Origin of the sequence: Pseudoalteromonas sp. (assembly GCF_041629635.1) — a bacterium.
GTDB lineage: Bacteria > Pseudomonadota > Gammaproteobacteria > Enterobacterales > Alteromonadaceae > Pseudoalteromonas.
The window spans coordinates 13,268-27,573 of sequence record NZ_JBFKMX010000009.1 but is presented as its reverse complement, the minus strand read 5'-3'; the positions used below and the strand labels follow the sequence as shown (position 1 = coordinate 27,573).

At 39.9% G+C, this 14,306-nt stretch carries 12 protein-coding genes; 4 read left to right on the top strand and 8 right to left on the bottom strand.

From position 1 onward, the window contains the following. Positions 1-28: 28 nt before the first annotated feature. The 3 genes from ABYD77_RS02560 to ABYD77_RS02550 all read right to left on the bottom strand — a co-directional run bounded on the left by ABYD77_RS02560 (position 29) and on the right by ABYD77_RS02550 (position 2,518). Complete coding sequence (locus tag ABYD77_RS02560) at positions 29-367, bottom strand: DUF3718 domain-containing protein (protein WP_372766708.1); 339 nt, start codon at positions 365-367, stop codon at positions 29-31. A gap of 221 nt (positions 368-588) precedes the next feature. After that, complete coding sequence (gene deoD, locus ABYD77_RS02555) at positions 589-1,290, bottom strand: purine-nucleoside phosphorylase (RefSeq protein ID WP_372766706.1); 702 nt, start codon at positions 1,288-1,290, stop codon at positions 589-591. A 16-nt stretch (positions 1,291-1,306) separates the two neighbouring features. After that, on the bottom strand, positions 1,307-2,518 hold the full coding sequence (locus ABYD77_RS02550; RefSeq protein WP_372766703.1) for a phosphopentomutase: 1,212 nt from the start codon (positions 2,516-2,518) through the stop codon (positions 1,307-1,309). 272 nt (positions 2,519-2,790) lie between these two features. On the opposite strand from ABYD77_RS02550, the gene udk reads away from it, so the two are divergent. Together udk and ABYD77_RS02540 are read left to right on the top strand one after the other, a co-directional pair. Continuing rightward, complete coding sequence (gene udk, locus ABYD77_RS02545) at positions 2,791-3,417, top strand: uridine kinase (protein WP_372766700.1); 627 nt, start codon at positions 2,791-2,793, stop codon at positions 3,415-3,417. Positions 3,418-3,438: 21 nt separating this feature from the next. Next, positions 3,439-4,668 (top strand): NupC/NupG family nucleoside CNT transporter, encoded by a 1,230-nt coding sequence (locus tag ABYD77_RS02540; RefSeq protein WP_372766696.1) that lies wholly within the window; start codon positions 3,439-3,441, stop codon positions 4,666-4,668. Between the two features lie 363 nt (positions 4,669-5,031). Here ABYD77_RS02540 and ABYD77_RS02535 read toward each other — a convergent pair whose 3' ends face one another. Both ABYD77_RS02535 and ABYD77_RS02530 read right to left on the bottom strand, forming a co-directional pair. Then, a complete protein-coding gene (locus ABYD77_RS02535; RefSeq protein WP_372766694.1) occupies positions 5,032-5,754 on the bottom strand; it encodes a substrate-binding periplasmic protein in 723 nt (240 codons plus the stop codon). Between the two features lie 64 nt (positions 5,755-5,818). Further along, complete coding sequence (locus tag ABYD77_RS02530) at positions 5,819-7,300, bottom strand: FG-GAP repeat domain-containing protein (protein WP_372766692.1); 1,482 nt, start codon at positions 7,298-7,300, stop codon at positions 5,819-5,821. A 155-nt stretch (positions 7,301-7,455) separates the two neighbouring features. Between ABYD77_RS02530 and ABYD77_RS02525 the strand changes: the two genes are divergently transcribed. Both ABYD77_RS02525 and ABYD77_RS02520 read left to right on the top strand, forming a co-directional pair. Continuing rightward, positions 7,456-9,618, top strand: a complete 2,163-nt coding sequence (locus ABYD77_RS02525; protein ID WP_372766690.1) for an exonuclease domain-containing protein — start codon at positions 7,456-7,458, stop codon at positions 9,616-9,618. A gap of 140 nt (positions 9,619-9,758) precedes the next feature. Further along, the gene (locus ABYD77_RS02520; protein WP_372766688.1) at positions 9,759-10,796 is read left to right on the top strand and encodes an OmpA family protein; all 1,038 of its coding nucleotides are present in this window, start codon (positions 9,759-9,761) and stop codon (positions 10,794-10,796) included. A 62-nt stretch (positions 10,797-10,858) separates the two neighbouring features. Here the strand turns inward: ABYD77_RS02520 and ABYD77_RS02515 are convergent, their stop codons facing one another. The 3 genes from ABYD77_RS02515 to ABYD77_RS02505 form a co-directional block, all read right to left on the bottom strand. Beyond that, on the bottom strand, positions 10,859-11,077 hold the full coding sequence (locus tag ABYD77_RS02515; protein ID WP_372766686.1) for a TIGR02450 family Trp-rich protein: 219 nt from the start codon (positions 11,075-11,077) through the stop codon (positions 10,859-10,861). Positions 11,078-11,125: 48 nt separating this feature from the next. After that, entirely contained in the window at positions 11,126-12,034 is a 909-nt protein-coding gene (locus ABYD77_RS02510; protein WP_372766684.1) for a histone deacetylase, read from the bottom strand. Positions 12,035-12,287: 253 nt separating this feature from the next. Then, the gene (locus ABYD77_RS02505) at positions 12,288-14,297 is read right to left on the bottom strand and encodes a urocanate hydratase (protein ID WP_372766682.1); all 2,010 of its coding nucleotides are present in this window, start codon (positions 14,295-14,297) and stop codon (positions 12,288-12,290) included. Positions 14,298-14,306: the final 9 nt, after the last annotated feature.

The following is a 14,306-nucleotide window of genomic DNA, read 5'->3' as shown; positions in this document are numbered from 1 at the left end:
TGTTTAGTAACTATCTAAATTTAAAGGGCTATTCATCTAGCCAAACCCAAATTTTATCTGCATTATTAAGTGCAACATCATGAATTGATACTGATCCAATTCTTAATACTTTTGCCGTTTTATCCGCATTATGTGTCATCGCGAAATCGTAAACACTTTCGCCATTACACATTAGCTTTTCGCTAATAACATGGGTGCTAAGATGATTGGTTTTTAAATTGGAGCGTAACTTATAAACGTTATTACTTTTTACATCCTTACACGCCTGAACTAGCACTGATTCAATGGTAGATTTATTAAATGCGATACCCGCTGTTGGTAACGCTAATAGTGATGCACTCACTAATGGTAATGCTAATGCTTTCATAGTCCATTCCTCATTCTCTTTGAACGCCTATTAAAAGTAGCAAACATCAGTAATTTCGTCTGTTGCAGAGGTAAGCACAGTGTTAATCTCACGATCTATCTGTAATAAAGTGTGTAACTGTTCACTTATCAGTTATTTAAAGTTACCTTCAGAATAAAAAAAAGCCAGTAAAAATACTGGCTTTGACTTCACAACTGTTTAGGAGGAATTTAATAAAACCGTTAAATTGACTCTAGTGCAATTTTAACCATTTCATTAAAACTAGTTTGTCTTTCTTCACTTGGCGTTGCTTCGCCTGTGATCACATGGTCACTTACAGTAAATAATGCCATTGCATTTGCGCCATACTCAGCCGCAACACCGTAAAGGCCTGCAGTTTCCATATCTACAGCCAACACACCTAACTTATCAAGCTTTTGATATAGCTCTGTTGAAGCTTGATAGAAGGTGTCTGTAGTGAAAACATTGCCTACTTTTGCAGAAATACCTAAGCGTTTTGCCGCTTCAACACCATTTACAAGCAGGTCGAAATTTGCAATTGCAGCAAAGTCATAACCTTGAACACGAGCACGGTTTACATTTGAGTCAGTAGATGCACCTTGTGCAAAAATAATATCGCGAATTTTAATGTCGCTACCAATACCGCCACAGGTACCAATACGAATTAAGTTTTTAACGCCATAACTAACAATTAACTCTCGAGCATAAATGCTCATTGAAGGAATACCCATGCCAGATGCCATGATGCTCACAGGTTTTCCATTGTATGTTCCTGTGTAACCTAAAATATTTCTAACTGATGTTACTTCACGTGCATCATCTAAAAACGTTTCAGCAATATGTTTCGCACGAAGCGGATCGCCTGGCATTAATACCGTTTCGGCAAAATCATTTAATTGTGCATTAATGTGTGGAGTGCTCATAATCTTTCCTATTAAGTTAGCTGCCAAGCTGAGATTTAAAACTGTTTCCATATTCCAATGGTGCAAGTGAGAACCATTGGGCTAAGGTTTGGCCAATATCGGCAAAGGTGTCGCGTTCACCTAAATTTACAGCATTCATACCTGGGGTATACGCGATAACAGGTACGTATTCACGCGTGTGATCTGTGCCCTGCCAAGTTGGGTCACAGCCGTGATCAGCTGTGATCATCAATACATCATCTTTACCAAGTAACGCTAAAAACTCAGGTAAATAGTCGTCCAATTGTTTTAGTGCTTTTGCGTAGCCAATAGCATCACGGCGATGACCAAACTTTTCATCAAAGTCCACTAAGTTAACAAACGTTAAACTGTGATCTTTTGCACTGCCAAATACTTCAACTGTCTTTGCCATTAAGTTTTCAAGACCAGGCGCTTTGTGTTTTTCAGTGATACCTTGGTGGGCATAAATGTCTGAGATTTTACCAATGCTAATCACCGCACCATTATTCTCAGCAAGTTTATCTAATAAAGTTGGTGCAGGAGGTAATACAGAATAATCACGGCGGTTGCCCGTTCTAGCAAAGTTATCTGCTGCATCACCTAAAAATGGACGTGCAATCACACGGCCAATGTTGTATTCGTCTAATAACTCTCGCGCAATTTGGCAAATCTCATATAAACGTTCAAGACCAAAAATGTCTTCATGACAGGCAATTTGGAATACACTATCGGTTGAGGTGTAACAAATTGGCTTGCCTGTCTTGATATGCTCTTCACCAAGCGCTTCTAGAATCACTGTTCCTGATGAGTGACAGTTGCCTAAAATACCAGGCAAATTTGCGCGTTTAATAAATTCTTCAATAAACGCTTTTGGAAAACTATTTTGTTTATCGTGAAAATAGCCCCAATCAAAAAGCACAGGCACCCCAGCCATTTCCCAATGACCTGATGGCGTGTCTTTACCTGATGAAATTTCTTTAGCGTAACCATAAGCTGCAATTGGCTGGTTACGCTCAGCAACTTGGCAATTAGTATTACTCGCCTCTTCACAGGCATCGATAAGACCCAGTTTCGATAAATTAGGTAACGCTAGCTTGTGACCTGTTTCGCCATGATAGGCTGCTAATAAATGGGCTAAGGTATTTGCGCCTTTGTCACCAAAACGCTCAGCATCGGGCGCTGCACCGATACCTAAACTGTCTGCCATTAGAATTAGCGCTCTTGCCATAGTTACCTCAGTTTAATTGACCAAAAAGGTGTTTGCTTTTAGTTTAGCTACTGGCAAATATTTCGCCTTGCCAAATTACGTTAGCGATATAAATACTCTAGGCTTTGCATCATGCATAACACAGGACTTTTGTCCTGTTTTTAACCAGTTAAAGGAGCTAAATTTGTCGCGGTATTCAGGAAAGAACCGGTAGGCGACACTAACTAAAGATAATTGTGCGCTTTTTTGATAAGGTAAGTCACTTTTGTAATGATTTTTAAGGTAACGTTTTTGTGACACGCACAATTATCGCGATTGCAGGTGCATCTGCTTCTGGAAAGTCGTTGTTTAGTCAAACGATTTACAATGAACTTGTAAATGAATTAGCACCCGGTGCTATCGCCATTATTGAAGAAGACGCGTATTACCGTGATCAGTCTCATTTGCCGTTCGAACACAGAACGCAAACGAACTACGATCACCCAGATGCATTTGAGCATGAGCTATTATTATCACATTTAAATCATCTGAAAGCGGGCGAATCGGTAGATATTCCTGTTTACGACTATGCGAAACACACGCGCAGCGATCAAACACGTCGAATCCAGCCGGCTAAAATATTGATTGTAGAAGGTATTTTACTCCTTTCAGATCCTAAGCTGTGTGATGAGTTTAATATTAAGGTATTTATTGATACCCCATTAGATATTTGTTTGATGCGTCGTATGCAGCGTGATTTAGAAGAGCGTGGCAGAAGCTTGCAATCTGTGATTGAGCAATACCAAGCAACGGTAAGACCAATGTTTTACCAATTTATTGACCCATCAAAACACAATGCGGATGTTGTTGTGACCCGAGGGGGGCGCAATCGAGTTGCCATTGATATATTAAAAAGCAAGATAAAACAATTACTTCAATAAAAGGTAACTTGGGAAAGACTTATGACCTCTTTAATGAGTTTAGTTGGTATTGCGAGCTTACTCGCCATTGCATTTATATGCTCAACTAATCGTAAAAAAATTAATTTACGCACTGTAAGTGGTGCGTTTGCACTGCAAGTGCTGATCGGTGCGTTTGTTTTATACGTACCTGCTGGACGTGAAGTACTTAACGGTATTTCAGTTGGTGTTGCCAATGTAATTAGCTATGCGAACGATGGCATTCGCTTTTTGTTTGGCGGCTTAGCTGGTAACGAAATAGAAGGCATTGGCTTTGTTTTTGCAATTAAAGTACTGCCTGTAATTGTTTTTTTCTCTGCGTTGGTCGCGGTTTTATACCACCTACGCATTATGGACTGGATAATTAAGATTTTAGGTGGTGGCTTACAAAAATTATTAGGCACATCTAAGCCTGAGTCGCTTTCAGCTACCGCCAATATTTTCGTTGGTCAAACAGAAGCACCACTGGTAGTAAAACCGTTTATTGCAACCATGACTCGCTCTGAACTATTTGCCGTGATGGTAGGTGGTTTAGCAACTGTAGCTGGCTCTATCTTAGCGGGTTATGTAAGTTTAGGTGTTGAATTAAAATACCTTATTGCAGCAAGCTTTATGGCTGCACCAGGTGGGTTCTTAATGGCAAAAATGATGGTGCCAGAAACAGAATCACCAAAACAAGATTTAGATGAATTAGATCACACGGATGAAAAACCTGTAAACGTAATTGATGCAGCCGCTGGTGGTGCATTAAACGGCATGCAATTAGCGATGAATGTAGGTGCTATGTTACTTGCGTTTGTAGCTCTTATTGCATTAACTAATGGTTTTGTAGGTTGGTTAGGCGGCTGGTTTGATAACCCTGATTTAACCATTCAACAAATCTTAGGTTATGCCTTTGCACCGATTGCATGGCTATTAGGTATTCCGTGGAGTGAAGCGCAACTTGCTGGTAGCTTCATCGGGCAAAAATTAGTAGTAAACGAGTTTGTTGCTTACTTAGATTTTATGAATTACCAAGCGCAACTGAGCGAGCACACTAAAGCTGTGGTTACCTTTGCGTTGTGTGGATTTGCTAATTTAAGCTCTATCGCTATTTTGCTTGGTGGCATCGGCGGTATGGCACCAAGTCGCCGTAAAGACATAGCGCAACTTGGTTTACGCGCGGTATTAGCTGGATCTATGGCTAATTTAATGAGCGCAGCAATTGCAGGCTTTTTCCTGTCGATTGCATAACGGTTACTCGGCTAGAAGTAACGCAAACTGAACAAAGTAGTTATTCGTTTTTATTGCAGGCACGATACAAACGAATTCGTTGATAAATGTGCTAAATCAACAGCTACTTGCATGTGGGATGTAGGTTGAGTTAATACCCAAGGGTATAGTTACTTGTATAGCCGCTTTATTTAGTGAAAGTGCTGCGGCATTTTCACTTACCAAATCCAAGTACTTGATTAACACTCCGGTACTGGAGCCCTGCGAAGGGTTGCCTAATTGTCTTAAGGGGTTAAGACTGGCAAAAAATTTGAACGATACTAGAGAAAACCAAAGGGCCCTTTATGGGCCCTTTTTATTTGTCTAAGCTATAGTAAAACCGTATTAATCTGGCTTGATGTATTTTGCAAGAATATGCTCGAACTCTCCTTTCTCTTTTAACTGCTCAGTTGCCTTCAATAACCGATTTCGTTTCTCTTCACTTAGCTTTGGCGAAAACGTACAATGGATTTGATTGTCGTTTATTGCAAGCACATTAAAGCGCTTAAGTTGCACCAAATAATTCGCCTCACTTAGAGACGAAATAAAGCCGTCTAACTCGCCCTTTATAAATCGCGCAGCGCTTCCTTTAGACGAGGTGCTATTAAAACGTTTTACGATGCCGGTGGCAAAGTATGGAGCTATTTCTGGGTATTTATAGCCAAGTACAGTGCCAAGTTTAAAATCTTTGTTCTCATAAAAGGCATCAAGTGAGAGTAATTTGCGATTGCTCACCACTACATCACCATCCCTATACAGTGGTTTGCTCCACAATAAACTTGGATTTGGGTACCATGCCGGATTTGTATGACATAGCGCATCAATTTTCCCTTCAACTAAAAACCCTTCAATACGTTTGCGCGGTAAAGGCAATAATTTGGCAATAAAACCAGCTTCTTCAGCAACAATTTTGCTTACATCCAACACAATACCCGATTGTGCCGTAAAGTTATCATCATGAATAACATGAGGGGAATAATGATGTTGATTAAAGCCAAATTTAATCGCACCGGCATAGGAAAAAAAGGATGTTGCCAGCAAACTGGCAGCAAAAATACGTTTAAGCACAAACAGATCCTTGAGCGAATAATGTATAAGTGTAGTTCAGCACCTTACTACTTAATATGACTATTTAGCTTTGCGCGAACAATATTTTTATGGTGCTGCGCATGTTTTCATCATCAAGTCTGCCATAGCTCATCACCAGATCATCTCGTCCATCTTGGTTTAAGTCGGTACTGACCACTCGCCTGCCCTGCATCGGTAAAGTGGTTTTGTATTTTGTCGCCCTACGCTCAAAGTCATGCTTACTTTTAGCTAAATAAACGTTGACCGCTTTTTGCTCATCTGACAACACCCAGTCTTTTTTGCCATCACCGTTTACATCGGCAAACAGCACCACTGGGGAGCCGCTGCGCCCTTTTGAAATACTAAAACTTAGCTCTACTTCGCGAGTTATTTTATTTTTTGGCGTGAAATTGCCCTGCCCGTTTTGATAAAACAAATGCACGTCCTGCGAGATTGACCCAGATAAAAGCGCACCAATAATTTGCGACACGCCAATATCAAAACCAGAAACTAACGCTTCTAATTGCTTATCGCCATTAATATCAACAAAAGTAAGGTCGGTGAGTGTGCCTTCGTCTTGAATAAGCGAACTGGTTTTTTGTTGAAAAACAATTTTGCCCGCATCAATAGCACCGGCATAAATTTCATAATCATTTTGCCTATCAAGCGCCCCGGAACTTTTGGTATAGCGCACCACTAAATCAAAAATACCATCATGATTTACATCCTCAATACGCTCTAACTTCCTGTAAACAAGATTACTTTGGTCAAGTGATTCGCCATCGGCATCTTTTGTGTGCCACCAATCATCCACCATAATATCCTCTTTTAACTTAATCACTTGGGCATTTTTGGCGTTAATGCTGGGTAAGAGCGTTAACTCAGCATTTTTAAAACCAATTAACTCAGCTATTTTGTCTTCATTGGTATCAAAAAAAGCAAATCGTGGCGGCTCTATTTCGGCACTATGCCCTTCAATATCTAACCGAGCAGGTAAATCAATATTCACTTTGTAGTAGCCGTGATCACCTGATAAATAGAGAAAACTCGCGTTTAAATCTGTCGTTAAAAAGTCTGCTTTTAAGTCGTTATTAACGTTATGTACAAAGTCCATTTTTGATAAATGCGGAGCAATGTCTTTTTTAAGGTAAGTTTGAATATCGACAATAGGCTCAATTATCAATTCGTTTTCCAGTTGTAATTGATAAATAGCCTCTGCAGAAAATAAATACACTTGCTGCTGCGCGTTTTGCCATTGTGTAACGTCAAAACCCAACATGCTTTTAGGTACTTCTACTCTTTTAATGCGGTTATACAAAGCAGATTCGGATGCACCATAAATATCGATGTACTGCTTTCCATTAAAGGTACCTATTAGCATCAGCTCTTTACCTGGGTTTGGCAGTAAATCAAGTGGATAAACTGGCTGGGATAAGGTCAACTCCGTATTAATAAGTACTTCGTTAAATAGGGTGTTTTTATTATTTGCTAAACTTGCTGTGCTAACAAAGCCAAGAGTAACGATTAAGGCTGTTATTATTTTCATGTTACTTCCTTGAATGTGAATAAACATAAACTAACAAATCCTCAGAGGATCAGTAAAAGCTTATTGGTTAGAAAATGTTAATACGTGCAAAATGATTGATTAGCCGACTTTTGCAGAGCAAAATATTGCAATCGTGTTGTTAAGACCCCAATCCAATGAAAGAGTTGCCAGAAAAGTACTATTTGTCCCATTTTGTTGAGTTTGTAGCGTTTATTAAATCAACTTCAGCGCATTTATTGGCAGCCTCGGAATTAGACTTTCTAAATACCTTTGAGACATTAAATGAAGAGGCAAAGTGTATTTTAGTGCGCATTCTTAATCGTAAATCCGCCTTTATCCGCAAAGACACTCTGTATTATAGCGAAATCAACGATGCAGCAACTGCAATAAACCAACTTCGAAAGTCGGGGTTTGTAGCGCGCATAAGCAAACATACTTTTTCTGATTTTGTTGCACAGCTAAATAAACAGGACCTGATCGAATTAAGCGCTAGTTTAGAGTTCGATAAACCCATAAAAAGTGCCAATAAAAGCAAATGGTTAAACTTTGTTTTAAACAACCAAAATGGTGCTCTGAGCTACGATGTTGTAAAAAAACACCCTATTGTCACCAACCATATTTACTTTGCAAAACAAATCACATTTAACTATTTGCTGTTTTTATACTTTGGCCATTTATCAGGAAGACTTAATCAATTTTCGCTGCGCGATTTAGGCGTCCTGCAAACACAAGGTGTACAGCAACAACATGCCAATTTTGCTGACATGGATGAAGCTAAAAGCGCATTTTTACATGCCAACGTATTTAATGACATAAAGCAAACAGATAAATCTGATATTACGGCCTTAACATCTCTAGCCAAAACACTTTTAAACGCTGAGCCCCCAGTAGGTTTTACTGCAGCGCAAAAATACCATCATGGTTTATATAAATTAGCAATAGCATTACTTGCAGATAACAGCGCGCTTGCTGAACAGTTATTAAGCCTATCGCATCACCCAGCAGCAAAAGAAAAATACATTCGTTTGCTTTATAAATCAGAGCGAAAAGCACTTTGTGAAAAACTCTTAGTTGAAATTTTGGATGATCCTGACAGTGAAACTTTATTACTTTTTGCAGAAGACTTTTATGCGCAAAAGTTTAATCAAAAACGCACCAGTGTTTTAACCGACATTTTACGCGATTCAGGCGAGCCAATCGCACTTGATGAGGCCTATTTAGGACAAGTCGAAAGCGGTGTAAAAGAACGTTATATCAAACAACAAAAGCTATGTTACTTTACCGAAAACAAGTTATGGCGCTCTTTATTTGCTCTCACCTTTTGGCATGAACTTTACCAACATCCAAGTTCAAAACGTGCTAATGAGTTTTCCAATTTCCCCAAAATACTCAAAGAAGATTCTTTCTTTTGCACATTAGAATTGGAAATTAATGAAAAGCTCGCACATTTAAACAATAAAGATGCATTTATTGATTATCTATCAGCCACCATCAACACCTACACAGGTGAGCCAAATGGCTTATTTTATTGGCACCCAGAACTTTTAGAGGTACTCATAGAGTTTATAAAGTATGCCCCGATTCAAGCGGTACATGGCCATTTACTGAATATGTGCAAAAATTTCAAAGAATTGTGTGATGGCTATCCCGATTTAATGGTAATACATAATGGTGTGCTCTACTTTGAAGAAATTAAAGCACCAGGAGACAGTCTAAGACGCAATCAGCTAATCAGCATTAAGCACCTTATCAATGCAGGTTTTAAGGTCAAAGTACAACGTACTGAGTGGCGTTTTAATATCGAACAAAGCTATGTGGTTGTGGATATTGAAACAACGGGTGGCAATAAAGAACAGCACCGCATCACAGAAATCGGTATAGTAAAAGTAGAGCAGGGCGTTATTACAGATACCTGGCAAACACTGGTAAACCCTGAGCGACATATTCCAAAAATGATTACTGAACTAACCGGTATTAGTAATGAAATGGTAAAAAATGCTCCTCTTTTTGAACATATTGCCGAAAAATTAGACACATTTAGTCAAAATGCAATTTTTGTTGCCCATAATGTTAATTTTGATTATGGCTTTATTCGCCAAGAATATGCCCGTTTAAATAAAAAGTATACGCGTGCGAAAATCTGTACCGTACAACAAGCACGCAAATATTTACCCGGTTATAAATCGTATTCTCTAGGTAAACTGTGTGTCGACTTAGATATTGAACTCAAAAATCATCACCGCGCCCTCGATGACGCTAAAGCTGCAGCCGAAGTGTTATTACGTATTAATCAAGTAAGAGCAAAGCAAGCCGATTGACTGTAAATGGGGTTTACAGCTGAAAGGCTTTATATTTTAAACATCTAATTCAAAATAATTTTATATTGATTAGTATCTTGCATTGTCATAATTCACTGTTAAAATGCGCTTTTTCCACACTTTTGTATTAGGAATAAAGAATGATTTTCAAAGGGAAGATAGCAAAATTAATCCCCGTAATTGCTTTAGCAACTTCAGCAACAACTGTAAACGCACAACAATCAGAAAAAGATTTAAGTTTTTATATTTCTGGTTTTGCTGATTATTATTTTGCTCATTGGCATCCTGAAGAAACCACCCAGCAACGAATGGGTGAATCACTCGGTCTAGGTGTTGATTTTGGTTACCGTTTTAACGAAAGCTTTGCAGCACGCCTTGAGCTAGCTAAGCTAAACCTTGCAATTGAATCAACAGACAACGATAAATCAGGTCACCGGGTTGGTGTTGACGCGCTTTATCACTTAGGCACATCAGGTTTTTACCTCGTTGGTGGTGTTAAGCAAATCGATGTGTATGACTCATTTAGCGCAGTGAATGTTGGTTTTGGTGGTTACCTTGAAGTGGCTGACAACTGGACTGTCAACACAGAAGCATTATTACTTAAGTCACTTGAAAGTAATGATTACACAGACTCTGCACTCAAACTTGGTGTTTCTTATACCTTTGCTGAAACTAAGCCAACACAACAATTAGCTGCGGCTCCTGCACCATTAGATGCTGATCAAGATGGCGTGGCTGACGGTCAAGATGACTGTTTAAACACACCAAGCAATGAAGTTGTTGATAACAAAGGTTGTACGATAATTGAAGAGCGTCAAGTTGTAGAACGTTTAGAGGTGCTTTTCGAGCATGATCAATTTGATGTCGCGCCACACTATTTTTCTGATATTGAGGTATTTGCCGAGTACCTTAAAAATGACGATGTAACAGCAAAAATCAGCGGTCACGCATCAAGCCTTGGAAATGAAACTTATAACCAAGAGCTTTCTGTTAAACGTGCAGAAGCTGTTAAGGCAATTTTAGTTGATACTCATGGTGTGAATGCTGCAAATATTCTGGTTGCTGGTAAAGGCGAGTCTGAACTAGTAAGTCAAGACAACACTGAAGAAGCGCATAAAGTAAACCGTCGCGCAGTAGTTGTGGTAAAGTTAGTTGAGCAAGTTAAAAAAACAAAATAACTAGCCGTTATTTTTCAAAAAGCCTGTAATCCAGTTACAGGCTTTTTTGTACCTTACAAATGCTATTGCCACCCCATTTTCCACACCGCGGGGTTTTTCAAGCTACGCCAGTTTATGCTTTGCTCGCGCTTGGTCATAACAGCTTCAATAATACATTCAATCACACTGCCCTCTTCGTCAAACTCCACACTTGTAACCATAAAGTGCTTTTCTTTATTTTGTGGTGACACTGCCGTCCATTTGCTGTTCAGTAACTTATTAGGTGAAAGGGTATGTTGCATAAAAATCGTAAAACCTTGCTAATAGTATCCGACTAATTGCACAGTTATTTAAAATCGGGCTGCTTGCTCAACAACAAGAGCATGGCGCTCTGCTAATCGCTGATGATCTTTATCGTACCCCCCACCAATCACAGTGGCTACTGGCACGCCTTTACGCTGGCAAATATCAAGCACAACATAATCTCGGGCCGCGATACCTTGCCAACTAATGTCTAACTTGCCTAGCGTATCTTGTTGCCAAATATCGACACCAGCATCGTAAAGAACTAGTGATGGATTAAGTTGTTCAATTAAGTCATTTAAAGTAGTTGATACGATATTTAAATAATCAGGATCAGTTAACCCTATCTCTAAGCCAATATCTAAATCGCTGTGCTGCTTTCGAAAAGGAAAGTTCTTTTCACAATGAATTGAACAGGTAAACACATAAGGGTTATGGACAAGCATCGCCGCAGTGCCATCGCCTTGGTGCACATCACAATCAAAGATGAGTACGTTTCGCGCTTTACCTTCATTAATTAGCCGTGTTGCTGTGTAGGCCAAATCATTTACCATGCAATAGCCTGAACCAAAATCATAATGAGCATGATGCGTGCCCCCAGCTAAATGACAGGCGATACCGTGTTCAAGCGCGAGTTCAGCCGCCAAATGCGTACCTAACGGTGCGGTAAAGGTACGTGCCATTAATTGTTCTGACCATGGCAAACCTATGCGTCGCATTGCCTTGCTATCAAGTTGATTGTGAAATAGATCATGTACATAACTTTCACAATGCACTAATTCCATCGGCTTAAAATCTCCCACCGAAGGCTGATGTAAATTGCGCTGATTTATATACCCTTTGCTATCTAAATGTTGATAAAGACGTGCAAATTTACTCATCACAAAACGATGTTTTTCATCAAAACTAAATGAATAATTGGGGTGATAAACGAGAGGAAGATTTGGATTAATCATTGTGTACTTAAAAGAGGCCATCACTCTATGGTTAAGAATGTGAAGTAAAAATTATGTCTAATTTCTAATTAATCATACCTGTTCACCAGAATATAAGATCAACATCTTGATGAATTTACATGCATCAGGAGCAACTTTATCCGATTTTCAGGGGATTTATTGCAAACTGCCACGTTATTTCAGTTAAATATAAAACACAAAAAGCGAGGCATATGCCTCGCTTTTGATTTCCATTTTATTTATACAATATTCGCTAAAACGCTAGTTTATTTAAAATATCGTCTTCGACATTCTGTGAAAGCGTTACTTTAAGTTTAGGAGTTCGCTCCATTTCGCGTTTGATTGCAAAATTGGCTTCTTCGTTACGTGCCCAGCTGCGGCGTGCAATTCCATTGTTTACATCAAACAGAAGCATTGATTTTAATCGGCGCTCAGCATCGTCACTTCCGTCTAGTAGCATACCAAAACCACCGTTGATCACTTCACCCCAGCCAACGCCACCACCATTATGGATAGACACCCAAGTAGCACCACGGAAACCATCACCAATCACATTGTGAATAGCCATGTCAGCCGTGAAGCGACTGCCGTCATAGATGTTAGATGTTTCGCGAAATGGTGAATCTGTACCAGATACATCGTGATGGTCACGACCAAGAACCACAGGGCCAATTTCACCGCGCGCAATGGCATCGTTAAATGCTTTAGCGATTTTAATACGACCTTCAGAATCGGCATAAAGAATACGCGCTTGTGAACCAACCACTAGCTTGTTTTCTTTCGCGTCTTTGATCCAAGTGATGTTGTCTTGCATCTGCTGCTGAATTTCCTCAGGCGAGTTTGCCATAATTTCTTCAAGCACTTTTGCCGCAATTGCATCGGTTTTATCAAGATCTTCAGGATTACCAGAAGTACACACCCAGCGGAACGGGCCAAAACCGTAGTCAAAACACATTGGGCCAAGAATATCTTGCACGTATGATGGGTATTTGAAATCAATGCCGTTTTCAGCCATTACATCGCCACCTGCGCGTGATGCTTCAAGTAAGAATGCATTACCGTAGTCAAAGAAGTAGGTGCCTTTTGCTGTGTGCTTGTTAACTGCATCTGCATGACGTTTAAGTGTCGCTTGTACTTTTTCTTTAAATACTTCTGGTTCTTCACGAATTAAGCGATTTGATTCTTCATAGCTGATATCAACTGGGTAGTAACCGCCTGACCAAGGGTTATGAAGCGACGTTTGGTCAGAACCTAAGTGAATGAAAATATCTTCTGCCAAGAAGCTTTCCCATACATCCACAATGTTACCAATAAACGCAATCGACACGACTTCTTCGTTTTCTTGTGCTTTACGCACACGGGCAACTAAATCTGGCATATTATCAACCAGCTCATCAACCCAACCTTGTTGGTGACGCTTAATCGCCGCTTTCGGGTTAACCTCAGCACACACAGTAATACAGTTAGCAATGTTACCCGCTTTTGGCTGTGCACCACTCATACCGCCAAGACCGGCTGTTAAGAAGATCTTACCTTTTGGTGATTCGCCTTTGTTCAGTACTTTACGGAATGCGTTCATCACCGTAATGGTTGTACCGTGAACGATACCTTGTGGGCCAATGTACATAAATGAGCCTGCTGTCATTTGGCCATATTGCGTTACACCTAGCGCATTGAATTTTTCCCAGTCATCCGGCTTTGAGTAATTCGGGATCATCATACCGTTGGTTACCACTACACGCGGTGCATCTTTAGAAGATGGGAATAAACCCATAGGATGACCTGAGTACATATGTAGCGTTTGGTCTTCTTCCATTTCGCTTAAGTACTTCATCGCAAGTAAGTACTGCGCCCAGTTTTGGAATACCGCACCGTTACCACCGTAAGTGATAAGTTCCTCTGGATGCTGTGCCACTGCTGGATCAAGGTTGTTGTCAATCATTAACATGATCGCAGCGGCTTGCTCACATTTCGCAGGGTAGTCAGAAATTGAACGTGCTTTTAGCTCATAGTTTGGCTTAAAGCGGTACATATAAATGCGGCCAAAATCTTTTAGTTCTTGCGCAAATTCTTCTGCTAGTTCCGCATGCCACTCTTTCGGAAAGTAACGTAGCGCATTACGCACAGCAAGCTGTTTTTCTTCGACCGATAAAATATCTTTACGCTTTGGCGCGCGGTTAGCGCCAGCAGGATATGCTTTAGGTGCTGGTAATTCGCTAGGAATACCTTGCTTGATGATATTCTGAAATTCTTGTACGTTCATGTCAGTTAT